Annotated in this window: 20 protein-coding genes, 4 tRNA genes and 1 pseudogene; 7 read left to right on the forward strand and 18 right to left on the reverse strand. The window is 57.6% G+C overall.

Going from position 1 to position 21050, the window contains the following annotated elements; all coding sequences use genetic code 11:
- Positions 1-67: 67 nt before the first annotated feature.
- From PMI36_RS19920 to PMI36_RS19900, 5 genes are all read left to right on the forward strand, one after another.
- Entirely contained in the window at positions 68-871 is an 804-nt protein-coding gene (locus tag PMI36_RS19920) for a putative hydro-lyase (protein WP_008070208.1), read from the forward strand.
- Positions 872-953: 82 nt separating this feature from the next.
- Positions 954-1511 (forward strand): hypothetical protein, encoded by a 558-nt coding sequence (locus PMI36_RS19915; RefSeq protein WP_008070209.1) that lies wholly within the window; start codon positions 954-956, stop codon positions 1509-1511.
- Between the two features lie 741 nt (positions 1512-2252).
- Positions 2253-3482, forward strand: a complete 1230-nt coding sequence (locus PMI36_RS19910; RefSeq protein WP_007905184.1) for a type II and III secretion system protein family protein — start codon at positions 2253-2255, stop codon at positions 3480-3482.
- A gap of 113 nt (positions 3483-3595) precedes the next feature.
- On the forward strand, positions 3596-4309 hold the full coding sequence (locus PMI36_RS19905; protein WP_008070213.1) for a tetratricopeptide repeat protein: 714 nt from the start codon (positions 3596-3598) through the stop codon (positions 4307-4309).
- A gap of 25 nt (positions 4310-4334) precedes the next feature.
- The gene (locus tag PMI36_RS19900; protein ID WP_008070215.1) at positions 4335-4604 is read left to right on the forward strand and encodes a DUF3613 domain-containing protein; all 270 of its coding nucleotides are present in this window, start codon (positions 4335-4337) and stop codon (positions 4602-4604) included.
- 726 nt (positions 4605-5330) lie between these two features.
- Here the strand turns inward: PMI36_RS19900 and PMI36_RS19895 are convergent.
- The 12 genes from PMI36_RS19895 to PMI36_RS19840 form a co-directional block, all read right to left on the reverse strand.
- The gene (locus PMI36_RS19895; RefSeq protein ID WP_008070230.1) at positions 5331-6293 is read right to left on the reverse strand and encodes a type II secretion system F family protein; all 963 of its coding nucleotides are present in this window, start codon (positions 6291-6293) and stop codon (positions 5331-5333) included.
- A gap of 29 nt (positions 6294-6322) precedes the next feature.
- Entirely contained in the window at positions 6323-7309 is a 987-nt protein-coding gene (locus tag PMI36_RS19890; protein ID WP_008070236.1) for a type II secretion system F family protein, read from the reverse strand.
- Positions 7306-8739: a CpaF family protein gene (locus PMI36_RS19885; RefSeq protein WP_008070237.1), complete on the reverse strand. Its 1434-nt coding sequence runs from the start codon at positions 8737-8739 to the stop codon at positions 7306-7308. The genes PMI36_RS19890 and PMI36_RS19885 overlap by 4 nt, the downstream gene beginning before the upstream one ends.
- A gap of 3 nt (positions 8740-8742) precedes the next feature.
- Positions 8743-9963: an AAA family ATPase gene (locus PMI36_RS19880; RefSeq protein WP_008070239.1), complete on the reverse strand. Its 1221-nt coding sequence runs from the start codon at positions 9961-9963 to the stop codon at positions 8743-8745.
- Entirely contained in the window at positions 9957-10451 is a 495-nt protein-coding gene (locus PMI36_RS19875; RefSeq protein WP_008070240.1) for a TadE/TadG family type IV pilus assembly protein, read from the reverse strand. Before PMI36_RS19875 ends, PMI36_RS19880 begins: the two co-directional genes overlap by 7 nt.
- Positions 10451-10930: a TadE/TadG family type IV pilus assembly protein gene (locus tag PMI36_RS19870; RefSeq protein WP_008070241.1), complete on the reverse strand. Its 480-nt coding sequence runs from the start codon at positions 10928-10930 to the stop codon at positions 10451-10453. The genes PMI36_RS19875 and PMI36_RS19870 overlap by 1 nt, the downstream gene beginning before the upstream one ends.
- A gap of 11 nt (positions 10931-10941) precedes the next feature.
- Entirely contained in the window at positions 10942-12279 is a 1338-nt protein-coding gene (locus tag PMI36_RS19865; RefSeq protein ID WP_008070244.1) for a TadE/TadG family type IV pilus assembly protein, read from the reverse strand.
- Positions 12280-12354: 75 nt separating this feature from the next.
- Positions 12355-13167 carry a Flp pilus assembly protein CpaB gene (gene cpaB / locus PMI36_RS19860; RefSeq protein ID WP_008070245.1) on the reverse strand — a complete coding sequence of 271 codons (813 nt, stop codon included), beginning with the start codon at positions 13165-13167 and terminating at the stop codon, positions 12355-12357.
- Between the two features lie 15 nt (positions 13168-13182).
- The gene (locus PMI36_RS19855) at positions 13183-14517 is read right to left on the reverse strand and encodes a hypothetical protein (RefSeq protein ID WP_008070247.1); all 1335 of its coding nucleotides are present in this window, start codon (positions 14515-14517) and stop codon (positions 13183-13185) included.
- Positions 14518-14519: 2 nt separating this feature from the next.
- Positions 14520-15050 carry an A24 family peptidase gene (locus PMI36_RS19850; protein ID WP_008070249.1) on the reverse strand — a complete coding sequence of 177 codons (531 nt, stop codon included), beginning with the start codon at positions 15048-15050 and terminating at the stop codon, positions 14520-14522.
- A 28-nt stretch (positions 15051-15078) separates the two neighbouring features.
- A complete protein-coding gene (locus PMI36_RS19845) occupies positions 15079-15273 on the reverse strand; it encodes a Flp family type IVb pilin (RefSeq protein ID WP_008070252.1) in 195 nt (64 codons plus the stop codon).
- A 158-nt stretch (positions 15274-15431) separates the two neighbouring features.
- Positions 15432-15626 carry a Flp family type IVb pilin gene (locus tag PMI36_RS19840; protein WP_008070254.1) on the reverse strand — a complete coding sequence of 65 codons (195 nt, stop codon included), beginning with the start codon at positions 15624-15626 and terminating at the stop codon, positions 15432-15434.
- 406 nt (positions 15627-16032) lie between these two features.
- Here PMI36_RS19840 and PMI36_RS19835 point away from each other — a divergent pair, with 406 nt between their 5' ends.
- Complete coding sequence (locus PMI36_RS19835; RefSeq protein ID WP_008070256.1) at positions 16033-16899, forward strand: AraC family transcriptional regulator; 867 nt, start codon at positions 16033-16035, stop codon at positions 16897-16899.
- A gap of 231 nt (positions 16900-17130) precedes the next feature.
- On the opposite strand, the gene PMI36_RS19830 is transcribed toward PMI36_RS19835, so the two are convergent.
- From PMI36_RS19830 to PMI36_RS19815, 4 genes are all read right to left on the reverse strand, one after another.
- Positions 17131-17206, reverse strand: a tRNA-Gly gene (locus tag PMI36_RS19830).
- Between the two features lie 3 nt (positions 17207-17209).
- Positions 17210-17285 (reverse strand) — tRNA-Glu (locus tag PMI36_RS19825).
- A 104-nt stretch (positions 17286-17389) separates the two neighbouring features.
- Positions 17390-17465, reverse strand: a tRNA-Gly gene (locus tag PMI36_RS19820).
- 2 nt (positions 17466-17467) lie between these two features.
- A tRNA-Glu gene (locus PMI36_RS19815) sits at positions 17468-17543 on the reverse strand.
- A 395-nt stretch (positions 17544-17938) separates the two neighbouring features.
- Between PMI36_RS19815 and PMI36_RS19810 the strand changes: the two genes are divergently transcribed.
- Complete coding sequence (locus PMI36_RS19810) at positions 17939-18697, forward strand: hypothetical protein (protein ID WP_032830258.1); 759 nt, start codon at positions 17939-17941, stop codon at positions 18695-18697.
- 249 nt (positions 18698-18946) lie between these two features.
- On the opposite strand, the gene PMI36_RS32425 is transcribed toward PMI36_RS19810, so the two are convergent.
- On the reverse strand, positions 18947-19828 hold the full coding sequence (locus PMI36_RS32425) for a methyl-accepting chemotaxis protein (RefSeq protein ID WP_443216690.1): 882 nt from the start codon (positions 19826-19828) through the stop codon (positions 18947-18949).
- Between the two features lie 27 nt (positions 19829-19855).
- A pseudogene (locus tag PMI36_RS32430) lies at positions 19856-20911 on the reverse strand (methyl-accepting chemotaxis protein); the annotation flags it as partial.
- Between the last annotated feature and the right edge of the window lie 139 nt (positions 20912-21050).

Consider the following 21050-nt stretch of genomic DNA (forward strand, 5'->3'; position numbering starts at 1 on the left):
CATTCCTCGTTGGACGGCATCGTCATGGTTTTCTAAAAAGGCTCATCGAACCTGAAGAGATGCCGTGATGAGCCAACCCACCCTGTCGTTCGAACAACTGAAGCACAGCGTTCCACCGGCCCTGCGCCAATGCATCGCTGCCGGACAATATCAGGGCCACACCAGCGGCTTGGCCCAAGGTCGGGTGCAAGCCAATATCGTGATTCTGCCCAACGATTGGGCTAACGAGTTTCTGCGGTATTGCACGCTCAATCGGCAGGCTTGCCCGGTGCTCGACGTTACCGAACCGGGTGATCCGTATTTTCGCAATCTCGGCACAGCCATTGATATCCGCCACGAGGTGTCCCGATACAGGGTCTATCGCCATGGCGAACTGAGCGAAGAACCGTCGGATATCGGACATTTGTGGCAGGACGATCTGGTGGCCTTCGCCATCGGTTGCTCGTTCTCCTTCGAGCAACCGCTGCTGGATGCCGGCATCGCCCTCAGGCACATCGATCTGGGGCGCAATGTCGCCATGTACCGGACGAACATAGACACTCGCCCTACCGCTCGCCTGAGCGGCAAGCTGGTGGTGAGCATGCGCCCGATGAAGGCCGCCGCGGCGATCCAGGCGATCCAGATCACCGCACGCATGCCCAACGTCCACGGCGCGCCTGTGCACATCGGTGATCCGGCGCTGATCGGCATCGATTCACTAAGCAGCCCGGACTACGGCGATGCCGTGCCAGTCGAAGCCGACGAAATCCCGGTGTTCTGGGCCTGCGGTGTGACCCCGCAATCGGTGGTGCAAACTTCACGTCCACCGCTGTGCATCACCCATGCTCCCGGCTGCATGCTGGTAACGGATGTGTGGAATAGCGCTTTGTAAATGAGGGCGGGCTCGCGTGGAGGAGTAACGTGAGCCCCGGATAAGGATGTTCTCAACCTGATAGGGATTCGACGGACAAACAATGAACACTGCTCAACTATCGATTCGACAGTACATAAAAGCCAAGGACAGTAATCGCCCACATTTGTTACGCCAGGCCTTTGCGCCAGACGCGATACTGGACATGGTCGTGCACACCGGATCTATCTCGTTTCCACCCCACGTTGAAGGCCTCGGATCTATCGGCGATGTGCTCGTCAGGCGATTCGGCCAGACTTTCGAAAACGTCTATACCTTTTGCCTGGGACGCCCACCTGAACCGCAGGCCAAAACATTCCAGTGCAAATGGCTGGTCGGCATGTCCGACAAGAGCTGCGGCGAAGTCCGAGTCGGTTGCGGTCTGTATGAGTGGCAGTTCAGCCCCGAGTCGGGGCTTGTCGAGAGGCTCACTATCACCATTGAGCACATGAAAACCCTGCCGGCGACGGATCTGCACTGCATCATGGAGTGGCTATCGCAACTGGATTACCCATGGTGCAGTTCGCAAGCGTTAGTGAACAATGCTCCTGACATAGACACGCTTGAAGAGGTGATCCAGTACCTTACGGCCAATACTCCAACCTGCACTTGGCAGGTGTAGAGCTACACAATCAGTCGTATTCAGCTTTCTAGTCATATCCCGCCAGATGCCATTGTTACGATTGGTCAGCATTCGAAAAGTACAAACCGGCACGCCTGATAAACGCCACTCAATGAGTGGTGTTTTTGTGAAATATGCAGCGCAAAACCCAAAGAAAAACTCGCGGGACCGTAAAGCACCCCTTATTTCATCAGCATCCGCCGCATTTCCAATGATTGCGTGGCCTGACCGTGGCTTTCAGAAAAAAACCAGTATCTGTATCGAAAGTTTTCGTTCAAAGCATGGCGCTTTGCCTTGGTTGAACTACCTTTCAAACAAGAAGAAGACATAACGGTTCGAAATGCCACGTTAGGTTCAGCGATCAGATAGCGGATTGGCAAAAGGAGTTACCTCACTATGATCCTGACAAGCGTTTTCCGGCTCAGTGCGTTAATTGCCGGTTGCTTTTTAGGGGAGTCAGGTCGGCGCAAAGTGCCGTCTTTAGCTGCTGCTGTCGAGCCTGCGTATATCGTTCGGGTTGACAGCCCAGGCATCTGGATCACTAAAAACCGTTATAGCAAAGGTCGCTCGCCGTTCAGTCAGAACAGCGTATTGCAGCTGCTTGCATGTAGCACCAAGGAATATTGCCGGGGCCATTAGTCAGGGGTCTGGCGGGGTAGAGGGCCGACCGAGGCCCCTTGTAGTGATCCGAGGCAACCTGGTTTTGCCTCAAAGATGGCCTATTCAGCGAGGATGCACTTAATGAGCTATCGTACCGTGCCCGCTTTCAAGCGAATTATCCATGGTCTGTTCTGGACGGGCCTCAGCGTGAATGCGGCTCAGGCCGCGCCGGCCAATTGTTCGCAACTGGATAATATGCCGACAACGTTTGAGGTCGGTCAGGGGCTTCAGAATGAACTGCGCGTCCCCGTCCCGGTGACACAGCTGGCAGTCGGCGATCCGAAAATCGCCGACGTGCAACCCAGCGGCAACAACCCCAATGCCTTCTTGCTCACCGGTATGGCGCCGGGGACCACCAGCCTGATGGTCTGGACTGCCTGTTCGGCAACGCCGCGCCAAAGCATGGTTTTCGTCAAGGGCAAGGCCACCGCGGCGCTGACCAGCGTCTCGACAGTGCCTTCCGAAGACCCGCTGTTGCCGATCCAGGTGCAAACCGACATCCGCTTCGTTGAAGTCAGCCGGACCAAACTCAAGGAAGCCAATGCCTCGATTTTTGGCCGCCAAGGCAACTTCCTGTTCGGCTCACCGAGAACCTTGCCCACCATCGGCGGCATTGTCACGCCGTCGGTGCCGGTGAACAACGGCATGTTCAACTTCGCTTTTGCGTCCAGCGACACTCTAGTGTCGATCAACGCACTGGAAGGCAGCGGTTTCGCCTACACCCTGGCACGGCCAAGCCTGGTAGCGCTCAGCGGGCAGAGTGCGAGCTTCCTGGCCGGTGGTGAAGTGCCGATTCCAGTACCCAGTTCCGGCAGCGATAACGTGTCCATCGAGTACAAGGAATTCGGTATTCGCCTGACTCTGACACCGACCATCATCGGGAAAAACCGTATCGCGCTGAAGGTGGCGCCGGAAGTCAGCGAACTGGACTTCACCAACGCCGTAAGCATCGCCGGCACCATCGTTCCGGCGCTGACCATTCGACGTACCGACACCAGCATCTCCCTGGCCGACGGCGAAAGCTTCGTCATCAGCGGCTTGATCAGCACCCGCAACAACTCCCAGGTGAACAAGTTTCCGGGGCTGGGCGATATCCCGATTCTGGGGGCATTCTTCCGCGACAACACCATCAACCGTGAAGAGCGCGAACTGCTGATGATCGTTACCCCGCATCTGGTCCAGCCACTGGCTGCCAATGCACAACTACCGTCATTGCCTGGCGAACAACTGCGCAATTACGACCCGAACTTCTATCGTATGTTCTTCCTCGAAAATGGCGATTTCGACAGTCGCTCCGGGCTCTCACAATGAGCCTGAATCAGACTTGCCTCGCCCTCACTCGTAACGGTGATCTTGAACGCTTGCCGAGCCAGCTTTATTGCCATTGGCCTGGCGTTCAACGTGTTGTAGCCAGAGGACACTCGATGAAAGCAGTCATTGCAATAGCGGCGACATTAATGCTCGCAGGTTGTGCCAGCAATGGCCTGCCTTCGCGACCGCCTGAATGTGCCAAGCCCGGTTCGGATCAAGAGTTGGCCCTGAGCCTGGCCGACAACATGGTCAGCGAAGGCCGTTTGTATGCCAGCCTGGCGAATCTTGAAGGTTTGCCCGACAACCTGGTTCAGGTTCGCCTGCGCAAGGCTCGGGTGCTGCGCTTGATGGGGCGTAACGAGGCGGGGCCGTTGTATCAAAGCTTGCTCGGCACCTGTCTGGCCGCCGATGGGGAACATGGCTTGGGCCAGTTGGCCGCGGCCAAAAATGATTACGCCAACGCTACCACTCACCTTGAGCGTGCGGTGAAGATGGCCCCCACCGACGACAGGATGCGCAATGACCTGGGGGTGGTCTACCTCAATCAGCGACGGATCCCTGAGGCACGCTTTGAGTTCATGACCGCCATGGAGCTCAAACAGTCCAATTCACTGGCGGCACTCAATATGGTGACGCTGCTGATCTATCAGGATAACTGGAAGGCAGCTTCCGAACTCGTGACCCGCGCCAGCTTAAATCCTCAGCAAGTCGCAGAGGCTCAAACCCGCGCGGAAAAACTCAAGGCTTCTGCTAAAAAGGCGGTGGCTTCCGAGGGGAATCGCAGAACTGAGGTAGCCGCTGCCTCATCCACTGCTGCGAACAAGTAACAAGTAACAAGTACGAGGAGTCGAGATGAATACCAAGAGGCTGTTGATCGTGTGCATGGCTTGCCTGTCCACCAGTGCCTGGGCTTTTGAACCAGGCCCCTCTTCGAAGGAGCAAAAAGGCACCGAGCAGTGGATGCAGCTACAGATTCGCGGGATAGTTGCTTCGCCCAAGCTGCAAACCGCTTCGGCCACCGAACGTGACCTGGCCATGCAGCGTTGGCTGAACAGCTTCAACTACCCGATTCCGGAGTTTTTTGACCAGGATGCAGCGGGTGAAATGACCACCGGTGACTGAGGCGCATCAATGAGTGAGCAGTCTCTGGCGTCGTCTAAAGTGGCCTGGCTTGCAAAGCCGGGCTAGACGTCGTGTGCAACTAAAGCAGCGGCATCTGCGCATTATCCAAGCCTGGCCGGATCACCCTAATGTAGGAGCTGCCGCAGGCTGCGATCTTTTGCTCTTCAGCGATTCCACGGCCATCAAAATCAAAAGATCGCAGGCTCCTACGCTTGACTGCAGTGTTCCTTAAAGGGGGACTTGGCAACCATTGCTTGCGCCTTGACCAGCCTGTCACCGAGCGTATCGCGACAATCAGCGCCAGGTCGTGATGAACAGACGTACGCAAATCTCTGTAGGAGCTGCCGCTGGCTGCGATCTTTTGCCCTTCAGCGATTCCTCGGCCATCAAAATCAAAAGATCGCAGGCTTCGCCAGCCCCTACGCCTGACCGCGGTGCTCCTTAAAGGAGTGCCTGGCAACCATTGCTTGCGCCTTGACCAGCCTGTCACCGAACGTATCGCGACAATCAACGCCCGGTCGTGATGAACAGACATACGCAAATCCCTGTAGGAGCTGCCGCAGGCTGCGATCTTTTGACTCAGAGGCCTGGGCAACGAATTGCCTGCCAGAAAAATCAAAAAATCGCAGCCTTCGGCATCTCTTACAGGGATGTGGATCTATGGAAGGAAAGTGCAGATCAGGGTCGGGCGAAGGCCATCGTACTCGACAGCCTCCGCCCGTTATTTCACCCGAATGCTTTCATTACTCCGATCATGGCCGGGCCGATGGCGACCAGGAAGAAGCTCGGCCACAGGCAGAAAATCAGCGGGAATATCAGCTTGGTACCGATTTTCGCCCCTGCCTCTTCGGCAGCCTGCGTACGCCGGTCACGGAACTCATCGGCATAGATGCGCAGGGTATCGGCCACGCTGGTACCGAAGCGAATACTCTGCGCCAACAGGCTGACCAACCCTTGTACGTCATCAAGACCGGTGCGCACAGCCAGTTGCTTGAGCGCCTCGGTACTGGAAATGCCCGCGCGGATTTGCGCGTTGACCAGAGCCAGTTCTTCAGCCAGTTCAACCTGACTGACCGACATTTCTTCAGCCACCCGCTCGATGGTCGTAGGCAGGGCCAGGCCCGACTCCACGCACACCACCATCAGGTCCAGTGCATCCGGAAATGCGGCGCGCAGCCGACGTTGACGCGCCTGCTTACGCTTGCCGACATACAGGGCCGGTAGCAGCCATCCGATACCGGCCGCAATGACCACTAAAAGCAGGCCGACGACCAGCGAAACCTTGGGAATCAAGGGCAACAATAACAATGCAATTCCGACCAATAACAGCGGTAACATCAAACGCACCGCCCAGTACATCTGCACCGCCGAAGCAGAACGGTAACCCGCATGCGTCAACAGGGTCTGGGTGACGGATGCCTGAGCCGATTCGCTCCCGGCAAAGCGCTGACCGACCCGCTCCAGCAACAGTTGCAGATTACCCGGAGCTTCCTGCCCGGTCGTATTGCCTAAATGACCACGCTTGATCAACGCCAGGCGGCGCTGCACCGGGTCCTGAAGACCCAGCATCAGCAAGATCACGGCGACCACCGCAAGCACCGTACTGACACCAATGGCACCGAGGAACAACAGGCGCCCCATCTCCTCGTTCCCCGTGACCCGACTGAACAACCCGAGTAAAAAGTCCATGAACTGTACCTCCCGGTAGCGAATACCGCTTAAACCTGAATCCGGATGATTTTGCGTATCCAGAAAATCCCGATCAACATGGCGCAGAAAGCCCCGATGATCAGCTTGTGTCCTATGGGATCATTGAGCAGCACAGGCATGTAGGTGGGGCTTGTTAACACGATCGCGATCGCCAGCACGAAGGGAATGGCCACCAGTATCCAGGCCGACATCCGCCCTTCCGCCGACAGGGTTTTGATCTTGCGCTGAAAGCGGAAACGTCCGCGGATCAGCCGACTCAAACGCTCCAGCACTTCAGTCAGATTGCCGCCGGTCTCGCGATGGATGAGGATCGAGGTCACCAGCATCATCACCGTCATGCTTGGCATACGTTCGAGCAGGCCAAGCATGGCGCGGCGCACATCGTTACCATAGTTGATATCGGCGAAGGTCAGACCGAACTCATGGGCGACTGCCCCCTTATGTTCTTCGGCGACCAGGCGCAAGGTTTCGTTGAACGGGTGTCCGGCGCGCAGGGCCCGGCACATGGCATCCAGCGCATCCGGCAGGCCTTCCTCAAACTCAGCGAAGCGTTTGCCACGGTCACGAGAAATTTTCAGCACGGGTAACCAGAACACCCCGAAGCCCGCCAGCAGCGCCATCCACCAGACCGCCGAAATCATCCAGATCGAGATAGCCGCACAAACGCCCAGGAACAACCCGAGCAACAGCACCCGATAAGCCCGGTATTCGTGGCCACCCTGCTCGATCATCTGTGTCAGGCTCGCCATAAAGGGCAACTGCTCGAGCATGGCCTCCAGTGGCGACAAGCGCGTCAGGTATTTCTGCCGCAATACCGTTTGCATGTTGGGCAGATTGTTGGCCTTCTCCAGTACATGCAAGCGACCGCGGATGCGCTTGCGCATCTTGCCGGCCTCGCCGAACACCGGCACCACGACCCCCTGGGACAGAAGGAACACGGCGATAAACACCATGCCGAGGAACATCAGAATGAATTCACCAGGAATATTGTTCATGACTGCCGTGCCTCCATCCACTCAGGCCTGAACATCGTCAGCGGCAATTCGATGCCGCGCTTGGCCAGCACATCGCGGAAGGCCGGGATCATGCCGCTGGGGCGATAATCACCGAGCACCTCGCCGTTTTCGCCCATGCCTTGACGCGCAAAGGAGAAAATTTCGGTCATGGTGATAATCTCGCCCTCCATGCCGTTGATCTCCTGCACGCTGACCAGTCGGCGCTTGCCATCTTCCTGACGCTCCAGCTGAATCACCACATCGATGGCCGAAGCGATCTGCTGCCGCATGGCCTTGATCGGGAAGGTCGCCCCGGTCATCGATACCATGTTTTCGATTCGGCCCAACGCATCGCGCGCGGTGTTGGCGTGGATGGTGGTCAACGAGCCGTCGTGGCCGGTGTTCATCGCCGTCAGCATGTCCAGCGCCTCGGCGCCGCGCACTTCGCCGATCACAATGCGGTCCGGGCGCATCCGCAAACTGTTGCGCACCAACTCCCGCTGACTCACCTCGCCTCGCCCCTCGATATTCGAAGGCCGGGTTTCCAGGCGCACCACGTGGGGTTGCTGCAGTTGCAGTTCAGCCGAGTCTTCGATGGTGACGATCCGCTCGTTTTGCGGAATGAAACTGGACAGCACATTGAGCATGGTGGTCTTGCCGCTGCCAGTACCGCCGGAGATCAACACGTTCAAGCGTCCACGGACAATCGCCTTGAGCAACAGGGCAATGGCCGGGGTCAATGTCCCCACCGAGATCAGGCTGTCGGTATTGAGCAGGTCCACCGCAAAGCGGCGAATCGACATGCTCGGGCCGTCGATGGCCAGCGGCGGGATAATCGCGTTGACCCGCGAACCGTCCTTGAGTCGGGCATCCACCAATGGCGAGGATTCGTCGATGCGCCGACCCAGGCTGGATACGATGCGGTCGATGATGTTCAGCAAATGCTGATCATCGCGAAAGCGCACATCGGTCCTTTGCAATTTGCCGAAACGCTCGACATAGACCGAGGCATGGCCGTTGACCAGAATGTCGGACACGCTGTGATCGGCCAGCAACGGTTCCAGGGGACCCAGGCCAAGCACTTCGTCAGTGATTTGCTTGATGATCAACTGGCGGCTGACAGAACTCACCGGCGCCGAATGCTCATCGAGCAAGCGCTGGCAAATATCGCGAATCTGCCGCGTGGCCTCCGCCTGTTCAAGGGAGTCCAGCAAGGACAGGTCCATGACCTTGAGCAACTGCTGGTAGATCTTTTCCCGCCACTCGGCTTCCACCGGAGTGACCTGGCTTCTGGTTTCGTAAAGAACGTCCGGCGCCGCACGTTCCCACGCCATTATTTCCTCTGCCGGATCCAGCAGGTCGTCGGTCGCCGACGATGAAGCGGGTTTACCGGACTGTTTGCGCAAGCGGTTACGAAAGTCGCTGATCATGGGTCATCCCCCGAAAAAACGGTTGAAGGCGCGTTTGAGTAAGCCTTTGTTCCCGGCTACTTGTTGACCGACCAGGTCCTCGGTCATGTCGCGCAGAGCGGTAGTAATCGCTGCCCTCGGCGCATGCAGCCCCAACGGCACGCCAGTGTTCTGACTCTGGCTGACCAGGTTGAAGTCGTTGGGTAATTTCGACAGATTCGTGCAGCGCAGCGCCTCGCCGATGTCTTTGAGGCTGATGGCGGCTGCCTTGTCATAGCGGTTGACCACGATCTGCAATTGATCGCCGCGCACACCCAGGTCATCGCGAAGAATTCGCACCAGGGAGCTGGCATCGCGCAGATGGCTGACGCTCTGCTGCACCACGACGTACACCCGATCCACCTGCTCCAGCACGGAGCCAGTGAGGTGGTCGATTTGCCGCGGCAGGTCGATTACCACCCAGTCATAGCTGGCGCGGGCCAGCTTCAACAGAGCATCAAGCTGTTCGGGCTGGGCATCCTGCGGCAGACACAGCTCACCGGCCCGGCCACCCAGCACATGCAAGGTCGGGCTGAAGTGACTGCAAAAACCTCGTAACGCGACGCTGTCCATACCGTCGATCTGGTGCAACACCTCCAGATGGCTGTGCGTCTGCGCCACATCCAGGTAATGGGTCACGCTGCCAAATTGCAGGTCCATGTCCAGTAACAGAGTACTGCCGCCCTTGGCACTAAGCTGTTGGGCCAGGTTGCAGGCCAGCAAGGTTCCGCCGGAGCCACCCTTGGCGCTCATCACGGCGATCAATTTGCCTTCTGCTCCACTGCCGGTCCGAACCTCCATAACCAGACGATTCAAGGCAGCAACCAGCTCGGTCTCGGCAATGGGTTCGGGCAGCACGTCACGGGCGCCGGCCTGCATCGCCAGGCGCATGCCTTCCTGCTCGCTCAGCAGACCGCACACCAACATCGGTGGACGTTCATGGGCTGGACGCTGCAACAACGCCGACAGCTCTTCACGCCACAGGTGGCTGACGCGTAACAGCAGCAGATCGGGCATCCGGTCCAGGCCGTAGAGCGGGTCGACATGTCCATTACTCACCAGGCGAGTGCTCACCTCCAGGCAAGGCATGCGTTGGCAGACACTCTGCAGATCGCGCAAAGAGTTGGCATCGCGGCTGCTGATCAGCAACCGGAGCCCGGCTTTGCCGGTCGAAGTGGCGACTGGAGTTTCCTTGGTATTCAGCATGGTGTGATCTCCCCGGAATCGGAATGACGCCCAAGGCTTTCGCGTGGCAAGGTTGCCCTGAATGTAGGCAGGGTAATGGGCACGCCGAACCCGGGAATGAACAGATTGAAAACGAAGTTTTGCAGGTTCAACTGGACATAGCGGATGGCACGAAAGCCATTGCTGCCGCTCGTATCGCCGGGGTTGGCGACCAAAGCGCCGTTGGCATCCAGGTAGGTCAGCGTCAGGTTGCTGGTGTTCAAGTTGGTGATCAGCTGGCTAGTACCGGCGTCGGTCGCGGCATTAAAGATCGCCCGCCGCAACACTTTCACATCGTTGATATCGCACACCGCCGCCAGGCGTGCACCCCGCCGCGCGGCTTCATCCAGCGCATTGACCGTGAAGTACAGGCGGCCCATTTCCAATACGGCGAACAACAGCGTGAATACGAGCATACCGATGATGGCGAATTCCACGACATAGGTGCCGCGCATGCGTTTGCGATTCATCACAGTGCCCTCATGACAGTGGTGGCGACCAGCGGAATGCTCAGCGCAATCGGATTACCGAAGAAACCCGGAATCGAGCCGGTGCAATTGCCACTGCCAATCACCGGGCAGAACGTATAGGTGATGGTGACCCGCACATGGTCCAGGCCCACCGCGGCGACCACTACGTTCGCGGTCGTCAACCCCGACACCACCGCGGTCCCGGTATTTGCAGGCACGCCATAGACGGCGACGTTTTTCGTCTGGGTCTGTAGCGTACTGCTCAGCGAGACAGCGCCGAGCGTCGAGTTCCAGGCCTGACTGGCGACGAAACGGTCGGCATCACGGCTGGCCTGCAGCAACACGTTGTACTGATAGAGCATGCGGCCGAACTCGCCGAAAGCCAGCAACAGAAGGAGCAACAACGGCAGCACGAGGGTGAATTCCACCAGGGCCAGGCCTTGCTGGCGCTGCGGCTGATTAAACGTGTAAAGTCTCATGACGCCCCCTCCTACGAGTCAGTGCTCGGAGTGCCGCTGTTGAGATAGGTTTTGTAGAGCTGGATGATCTGCGGGCCGGAATCGTTCATCGGGTTAGGACCGGACACGTTGTCACCTTCGCACTCTTTCACAAACTGTCCGAAAATCTGCGCCTCCGTGCCGCCCCCGTTCATGGGCTGCACCACGAAATAGCAGCCAAAACCCAGGACAGGAATCGAGGTTGAACCGCCCTGTTTCCCAGTGCATTCACCCACCACGATTTTCAGCATCCGGCGCTCGAACACTCCATTGCTCTCACAGCCGCTGCCAGTCCCTGCCACGCACGCGGCCACGCTTGCACGCCAGTCGTTGTAATCCATTATCGCCTCGCCACCCGCCGTAAGATTGCCATCGCTCGATGTGACAGGCTGCCCCTTGTATTGCGCTTGTGCCGGGGTAACTGAATCGTTGTAAGTAATCTGAGGGTTGCTGGACGCGGTCACCAGGTCTGGCGGATAGTTCGAAGCACTGACCGGACCGTTGTAGATGCCAAAGCGCGTATTCAGGCCTTGAGACGCAGGGCCGACCATGTTGCCGGGAGAGGTCTGGACGTTCTCTCCCACATTGCGGCAGACCGAGCCACCTCCAGCCAGATCCTGCCTGACCGTACTGCCGCCCGAGCCGAAATCGAGCAACTGGAAGTTGCCTGGGCCAATGGCGGACGAATTGCCAGCCGCCGACTTCAATACCTGCAAATCACCAAACCGGAAGCCCCAGAACATACCGGCGTCAGGGTCGTATTGGGTCGCATCGCCACAGATCATCAGCGGGGCAAGATCACACGGGCTGGTAGGGCTGGGGCCTGCAGTGGCGATCGCCGCCACCGCTTTGTCCCCTAGCACACCGAATGACTGAACGAAGCCCCAGAAAAACCCCGTCAGACTATAGTTCGATACCGATACCCGAACGTATTTGGCATCCGTCGGGCCAGGAAAAGAGAACGGGCCATAGACCCTGTCAGACAGTTCCACTACCGCAAATGCACCTGGATTACCGGCAACAGCCGTGGACAATTCGTTGTTGCCGGCGGCATTGGCATTTTGCAACAGCGTATCGAGCGCAGCAGATCGCGTCGTGCTGGCAAAGTTGGCAGCGCCTGCTACCTGGCTCAGGGTTTTGGCGCCACTCAGCGCGGCGGCGTCCACCGCATTCTGCAGGCGCGTTTTGTTCAGCAACATGTGTCCGCCGTCCAGAGCCAATGCCGCCAGCATGGACATCACCGCCAACGCGATCACCATCAATACGCTCACCGAACCTTCCTGGCGCCTTGGCGTCCCAGTGAACGGCTGCTGAATTCGAAGATTCATCATCAAGCCCTCATTTACCGAAACTGATCCGGATCGGCTCCGCCAATACCTGGGTGTCCAGGCGCCTGTTGCGTTCTGTCAGCGAATGTTGACTACTTTGGTTTCAATCCCGCGGATGATGGTGATAGCCCCGCCACGCTCACCATTGCTGCGCTGTACCACGCGTTTTGGCACCGTAGCGGTGGCCACGGCCATGACTGGCGGAGCGGCAGGTGGGATGGCGGCGGTTTTTTTCTCGAGATTCAGCGGATTGCGCAGCGCCAGTTGCAGCTTGCCTTCTGTCTGCGCTGTCACCAGGGTTTCCGCTTCGGTAGCCGACATTTCCAGCGTTACCGCACGCACCACCACCGGTTGGGTTTTGTCGGTACCTGCCGTCTGGTCCACCGCCAACACGCGCAGGTTCTCGAGGATAGTTCTGGACGTGGCGTTGTTACCGCCAGCACTCGTGGTTTTGGTCGCAAGCACATCGACGCGGTTACCCGGCAACAGGAACCCGCCCACCCCCACTACATCGTCTACTCGTACCGAGATGGCGCGTTTGTCTGGTGCAATCAGAGAAGCCAGGGTACTGCCGCCCAAATGCTCGCTCAGGCGTGCGCCGCGCATCACGTCGCCCCGCAAAATGTCGAACGTTGCGATCTTGCCCACGGCCTTGTCGGTTGAATCGAGAGCATCGTCCGGAATTGTGTCCATCGGCATGCGTACGGTCGTGACTTGCTGAGCCTCGACCATCTGCCCGAAGGGAATTTCTACCGTGGCGACCACTACACTTCGAAGGTGATCATCGGGGGTGGCATTGAGCCGTGCGCTCAGCCAGGAATCGGCCATCCATGCAGCCCCAAGGCCCATGACCAGAGAAATGCCTATCAGGGAAACAGTACGAGAGCTCATGTCAGTATCTCCGCTTCAAAGAAAGTCGAGCTGGACGAAATAGTTGTGCCAGGCCCATTCCAGCTCCTGCGGCGACAGGGCTCCGGAACCGCCCAGGTAACGCTGACGGTCGAGGGCCATGTTCAGGAGATCGCGGGGGTGGCAAGGCACCAGGGGCATGCCTTCACTTGCATAAAGCCTTTGCAATACATAACGCAGCAGCAGCGGGTCAAAAGGAATGCCCAGGCGCTCGCTTTCCTGACGCCAGATCTTTTCGTACTCCTCAGGCTTCAGGTAACCGAACTGCAGCTTGTAGCCAATCCGGCGAAGAAAGGCCTCATCGGCCAGCTCCAGGGGATTGAGGTTGGTTGAAAACACCAGAACCAAATCGAACGGCAGCTCGCAATGCCGACCGCCGCCCAGATTGATGAAGTCACGCTTCTCTTCCATGGGTACAATCCAGCGATTCAACAGCTCGGCCGGAGCCATGCGCTGGCGTCCCATGTCGTCGATGATGAACAGGCCATTACTGGCCTTGAGCTGCAAGGCGGCCTGGTATTGACGGGTATAGGGGTCATAGCGAACGTCCAGCTGTTCCATGCTCAGCTCGCCGCCCGTGATAACGATCGGACGTTTGCAGCACAACAGTCGACGGTCGATCCCTTCGTTGAGCATCAGATTGTTCGATTGACTGTTGTCATCCAGACGCTGATGCACCTGCGGGTCATAGATCTCGATTACCGACTCATTGATGACGATGGCATAAGGTACCCAGATCGCTTCGGCGAACAGACGAATCAGCCGACTGCTGACATATGTCTTGCCGGTACCCGCGGGGCCATAAATCATGATCGCGCGCCCGGAGTTCAGTGCCACACCCAACTGATCGAGCATCCCCTCGGTGAGCACTACGCCCGTGAGGGCCCTGTGCATATCGTCGGCGTTGATGCGACCGTGGTGAATGGTCTGGATTTTGATCAGGGAACGGTAAGTACTCACCGGGAACGGTGCCGCGCCTATATAGCCACTGCGCGACAGGGCATCGCGGGCGGCGCTGCGGCCGCGTTCGGTCAGGCCATAACGCATCATCTGCCCACCCGTCGATTGCGGCCCCATCTGGCCCAGCACTTCGACACGGCCATCCTTGCGCAGAAACGCCAGGACTTCTTCCAGTACTGCACCAGTCAGTGCCAGGCGCTCTACCAGCCGCGACATGTCCAGCACGCCGGCGTCATGCAGGTGCTTGCAGACCAAGTCACCAAGAAAACTGTCGGTCAGACCGGTTTCGCGGATGGTGCATGGCTGAGGCGCCAGTCGTTGCACCGCTTCCCGATCGCTGGGGTAGGCATCACTATCGACGATGACGTGCATGACTAAGCTCCCAATCCGCCGGCAACAAGTTGCCAGTAGACGCTGTTTAAAGTGCCGATCAGGATGGCGATCGAATAAGGAAAAGGTTTGCCGGCTACTTCATCCGATGTAGGCGCCAGATAAGCCTGCGCCCTCACAATCAGCCAATAGCGTCCCAGGGTTTGAAGTAATTGACCGCGAAACAGCACGATCAGGAAACCGCAGACGCCGCCGGCAATCAGGCTGAATAAGGCAGCCCACAACGCGTAATGAACGGGTAAAAAACTGCCGACCATGGCCATTAACTTGACGTCACCGGCGGCCATGCCTCCCACGGCGTACATGGGCAGAAACAGCCCAAAACAGATCAGGATGCCCAACACGCTGTCACCCAATCCGCTGATACCACCTACATAAGTCTGACCGGCCAATCCCAGGGCAAGGCCCAATAGAACCAGCATGTTGGGAATACGGTGGCGAAGCAGATCGCTCACCACCGCGACGCCCAGCAGTCCTAGCAGTACAACTGTCGACACTAGCAATTCCATGGACATGGCGCGTCTCCCCTGACGGGAATTATCGTTAGCAGGCAACGTTGCCGTTGACGGCCTGGCACAGTGCTCTGATCTTGGTATCCACTGCGCCGCCTAAAAGAACAAACGCAGCGGCAACTAATACCGTAATCAACCCACCGGCCACCGCGTACTCCACAATGGTCAGACCATCTTCATCTTTGGCGAACTTGCTTATCGAAGCTCTTACTGTTTGCACATTCATTTTGGGTACCTCACTTCAGCGGTTGCCAGGGTCAGAAACTTAGGTCGGCGGGGGCTGCGCGAAATCCATTCGGTTATTCGGTTGCTTTACCGGAGAAGCAATAACAACCAGCTACTTTCATGGAGATCGCCGCCCCCCCACACGGCAAGTTATCTTTATCAGCACGCAACGTTGCCATTGACGGCCTGGCACAGCGCCCTGATCTTGGTATTCACGGCGCCGCCCAAAAGAACAAACGCAGCGGCAACTAGTACCGTAATCAGCCCACCCGCCACTGCGTATTCCACAATGGTCAGACCGTCTTCGTCTTTGGCGAACTTCAGTACCGAAGCCTTGATTGTTTGCAGAGTCATTTTGCACACCTCACTAAAGTTGTTCTTCCGAGGGGCAGTACGTTCTGAACTGCCTGATGCAACCCTAGTCAGGGGCAAGGCATAGGCGTTAGGAAGATTTTGCACATCACTAGGACTTTTTTGCGGGGGATGCCAACTATCGGTCGTTGGCTTTTGGCAGGAACGGAAGGGTAAAAAAAGGAAATGACTTGCGAATGCGATTGCCGTTGATTCACAAGCGACGAGCGGTTGCGGCTCGGAACATCGATCCACGCTAACAAACAACTGGGTGTAACGGCTTTGCAACGAAATATAGAGCGTATAGAACTAAAGTATCAGTTCTTTATAAGCATTTAATCTGCAAAGTCAGTGCACGTTGACAATACTACTCAGCGAAGAGCGGCGCTAAGAACCCCAGAGTAGAGACATGACGTCCAATTTGACCAGAAGGCCATCGCTACTGTGGTTCGATCTGACCCACGATCATTCCACGAAGGAACTCATCGCGCAGTTCGAGAGCGCTTGCGACTGCAAATTGGCGAAAAATTCCGCGCTGCCCATCGGGGAACAGGCGGACATGATCTGCATCCATTTTGATCGCCCCGACACGCCGGGCTTGAGGCTGTTGCTGGAGATCAAACGCACAACGCCCACCATCCCGATCACCATGTTCACTGTGCAACACTCGGAAGAACTGGCGGTATGGGCCATGCGTTCCAGTGTCTGGGAATACATGGTGTTGCCGTTCTCATCCAACGAGAGAAAGCGTTACCTGACGGCCGTGGTGCAGCTGTGCGAGTTGCGCCGAAATGCCAACGGCCAGGGCCAGACATCGCTGATCGATCACTCCCCGACCCTGCCGGACAGCATCCGGTTGACCTCGGGGCACCAAAAACACCAGGCGCTGAGCAACATCATGCTGTACATCGATCAGCACTTTCGGGACAGCATCGATCAGAGGGATTTGGCGAAGCGCTGCGGCATGACGACCTTTCGCTTCAGCCGACTGTTCAAGGAAGCCAATGGCGTTGGCTTCACCGATTACATCCTGGACAAGCGCATGAGCTTCGCCAAGGAACTGCTCGACAATAGCCAGATGCCTATTACCAGCATCGGCTATGAGGCCGGCTTCAAGGACCCGTCCTACTTCGCTCGCGCCTTCAAGCAGTTCGTCAACTGCACGCCCAGCGAATACCGTTTGACCTGCCAACTCAGAGCGGTGGCAGCGCAACCGGCGCTGGAGGATACAACCACGCAAGCGCTCGAAAGCCTGGTGCAAAGCCTCGGAAATTGAGAGTGTAATACCAGTTAAGCGCAATTCATGTGGGAGCGGGCTTGCTCGCGAAGGCGGTGTGTCAGGCGATATCAATGTTGACTGTGCCGCCGTCTTCGCGAGCAAGCCCGCTCCCACAGGTTCAGCGCCTTAACTGACTGGCATTACCCGAAGGTTTTTATTCCAATCAATGAAAATGACAAATAACGCGCATAAAAAAACGCCGCTCAATGAGCGGCGTTTTTTTGAATTTGGAGCGGGAAACGAGACTCGAACTCGCGACCCCGACCTTGGCAAGGTCGTGCTCTACCAACTGAGCTATTCCCGCAAATGGCGTCCCCTAGGGGACTCGAACCCCTGTTACCGCCGTGAAAGGGCGGTGTCCTAGGCCACTAGACGAAGGGGACACGCTGCCCGGAACACATGGTGTGTGTTTCGGTGCCCAGATCCGCATCCGAAGATTTGGTTCTGGTTTCACTCAGCCCTGCCCGAAAGCAAAGCCGTTTAAAACTGGAGCGGGAAACGAGACTCGAACTCGCGACCCCGACCTTGGCAAGGTCGTGCTCTACCAACTGAGCTATTCCCGCATTGGCGTCCCCTAGGGGACTCGAACCCCTGTTACCGCCGTGAAAGGGCGGTGTCCTAGGCCACTAGACGAAGGGGACACACGTACAACATTCACTCCCTACCGCGTTTCGCTGTGTGCTTTACGCTGTAAGTGGCGCGCATTCTATGGATGGATTGAAGGGTCGTCAACCCCCAGATATAAATTTATTTAAATCAATGACTTCGCCCTGCTTTCAGCAGCGTTTGAGGCTTTTCCGTCGACTGACCTTTGGCGCCTATATTCTGGCATCCAGCAAGGCGCTATAGTCCGGCCCGGATGATGGCAATGTGCATCTCGCACGCTATTTACTTATCTATGCAGCGTTACGGCCGATATAAGCAGAGCCATTGCCGATTCAACTCGTCGAGCGACCCTAGGCGCCCAAATGCCAAGCTACTACACTCGACTCGCACGCGAACCCTAATAAAAGAGGTCTTACCGGTGACACCACTCATGATCACCCTGCTAGTCGTAGCCGGGATCGCACTATTGATCGCCATTGGCTACATGAACCATGTGGTGGAGAACAATAAGCTGGAAAAGGCCCGCACCAAGGTTGAACTCAATGACCGCCTGCGTCGCTGCGGTGAAATCACCGAGACCTTCCCCGGTCAGCTGATGACACCGCCCCTCAAGCTGCTGTTGACCCGTCTTGAATTGAACGTCTGCCAGCGCCTGCTGAACCTGGAAAAATCCAACAGCACCTTAAAGGCACGGATTGCCGAGCTGAGTGCCCTCGTCGCCCAGGGCGAATCGATCCCGGTCAACAACCCGCCGGCACCGATCCAGACCGAAGCCAAAGCCAAAGACGTGCGCTTTTTGCTCGAAGCCCTGCATGGCCAGATCACCCGCGCGGCACAGGACGGTTTCCTGCCGCCCAACGAAGCCAAGCGCTGGGTCCGCGAGGTCCGTCACATCCTGGTGCTGCTGCACATCGAATTTTTCAACAACCTGGGCCAGCATTCTCTGCAACAGAACCAGCCCGGCCAGGCTCGTCTGGCCTTCGAACGCGGCGTGCAATACCTGCGCAAGCAACAGGAACCGCAGATTTACGCTGAACAGCTGGAATACCTGGAGAAACTCCTGGCCCGCGCCAACGCCCAGGTCATGGACAAGATCGCTCCGGTGGAAGGCGAGATGAACCAACTGACTGAAGGCCTCAAAGACGTCGAGGCTGATGCCGACTGGAAGAAAAAAGTGATCTACGACTGATCAGAACAAACAACGAAGCCACCGAAAGGTGGCTTTTTTTTGCGCGCCGTTTGCCGACGATGGGCAATGGGGCCTTGAGCCCTAATGCCGGTCAGTTAAGGTGCAGCACCTGTGGGAGCGGGCTTGCTCGCGAAGGCGGCGGCACAGTCAACATTGAGGTTGACTGACACTCCCTCTTCGCGAGCAAGCCCGCTCCCACATGAATTGCGGCGCTTAACTAACTGGCATTAGCCTTGAGTCCTGCATTGCTCAGAGCCTGAAATGCCCCACCATCCCCTTCAGCTCCCCCCCCAGCTGCGCCAACTCAATACTCGACGCGGCATTGCCCTGCATCGCCAGCGACGACTGATCCGCACTGGCGCGGATACTGGTGACACTGCGATTGATCTCCTCGGCCACTGAACTCTGCTCTTCCGCAGCCGCTGCGATCTGCTGGTTCATCTGCTGAATCAACGACACCGCTACCGCAATGCTTCCCAACGCGCTCTCGGTTTGCAATGCATCGCTCACCGCCAGTTTCACCAACTCGCCGCTGCTCTGAATCTGCTGCACCGACGACTGCGCCGCCGAGCGCAAGGCACTGACCAGCTGTTCGATTTCCTCGGTTGATTGCTGGGTTCGCCTGGCCAACGCCCGAACTTCATCGGCTACCACCGCAAACCCCCTGCCCTGCTCGCCGGCCCGAGCTGCCTCGATGGCCGCATTGAGCGCCAACAGGTTGGTTTGCTCGGCAACGCTTTTGATCACGCTGAGTACCGTGCCAATGTTCTGGATTTGCGCACTGAGGCTTTCGATGCTGGAACTGGCCGAGGTGGCCGAGTCCGCCAATTGTTCGATCCGCGCCATGCTCTGACGCACCACCTGCTGACCGCTTTCGACCTTGTCGTCGGCAGTCTGCGCCGCCTGGGCGGCCTCTTCCGCGTTACGTGCGACGTCGTGCACCGTGGCGGTCATCTGATTCATCGCGGTGGCGACCTGCTCGGTTTCTTCCTTCTGGCTGCTGACTTCAAGGTTGGTCTGTTCGGTTACCGCCGATAGCGATTGAGCAGAGCTTGCCAACTGTTCGATACCGGCCTGCAAACCACTGACGATATTGCTCAGCCCTGCACCCATTTGCTGCATGGCTTGCATCAACTGGCCGATCTCATCACGGCGTGTCACTTCAATCGTTGCACTCAAATCGCCCGCGGCGATCCGTTGAGCAACACCAATTACGCTGCGCAGCGGCGCGACGATCAACCGGGTGATCACCCACGCAGCAATCAGCCCCACCAGCAAGGCCAGTGCCGAAGAACCGATGATCAACAGCGAGTTCTTTTTCAGCTCTGCCTGCATCGACAGGTCTTCGGCAACGTAGGCCTGATCCACCCGTTCCACCACTTGAGCGGCGCGCTGGTGGAGTTGCTCGTAGACGGTTTTTTCCTCTGCCAACAGTCCGGTGTACTCGGCGAGTTTTTCACTGAAACCGGCGATGTGACCGGACACTTCATTGAGGACGGTCTGGTAACCCTCATCCTTGATCGTGGTTTTCAGTTGCTCGGCCTGGGTCAGCGCCTGATCGGCCTGCTCGATCTTGCCCTGCCCGCCGCTGTCGTCGCCCTTGCGGCTCTGGTCCAGGCGTACGCGCGCTTCGTTCATGGCCTGCAACATCAGCCGCGATACCTGACTGACCTGATTGGCCTGCTCGATGAATTGCGCGCCGTCCTTGCCCTCGGATTCCTTCAAGGTATAGGCACCATCATCGGTGAGCCCGGCCTGCAGCACGTCCAGGTTATTGGCCACGCTGGATACCGACCAACTGGCCATTTCCAGCGCAAGGTCTTTGGCCTGACTCAGCGAGACGAACTCGTCAAAAGCCTTGCGATAAGCCCCCAGAGATTGCTCGACATCATTCATGACCGGCACGTTGGCCGCTGACTGGGCCTTGAGCTGGGTCGCCAGAGCGATCAGAGCGTCCACCCCGGCGTGCAAGGCGTCCACGGTTTTCGGATTACCGTGCAAGGCGTATTCCTGCTCGAGCAGGCGAACCTTGAGCAAACCGCTGTTGAGCGACGACATCTGCTTGAGCCCGTCGAAGCGCTGACTGATGGTTTGCAGGGACCATACGCCGATGGCCGCTACCAGTGCGGTCAACAGCAGCACCAGTACAAACCCGACACCCAGTTTTTTCGCCATACCGAGGTTGGCAAAACGTCCTTGCACGGCCGAAATCATTGCGCTTAGTCCCCTGCCATTGTCTGTTGATGCAGATTCGCAACGGGCTCGTGCCAACACAAGTCTCTGACTTCGGAATAATGGCAAAAAGCTACGCCCGCGTCGCTTTCAGAACGCTCGAGGTCGATCCTCAGGATCT

It is taken from the genome of Pseudomonas sp. GM79 (genome assembly GCF_000282495.1).
Classification (GTDB): Bacteria; Pseudomonadota; Gammaproteobacteria; order Pseudomonadales; family Pseudomonadaceae; genus Aquipseudomonas.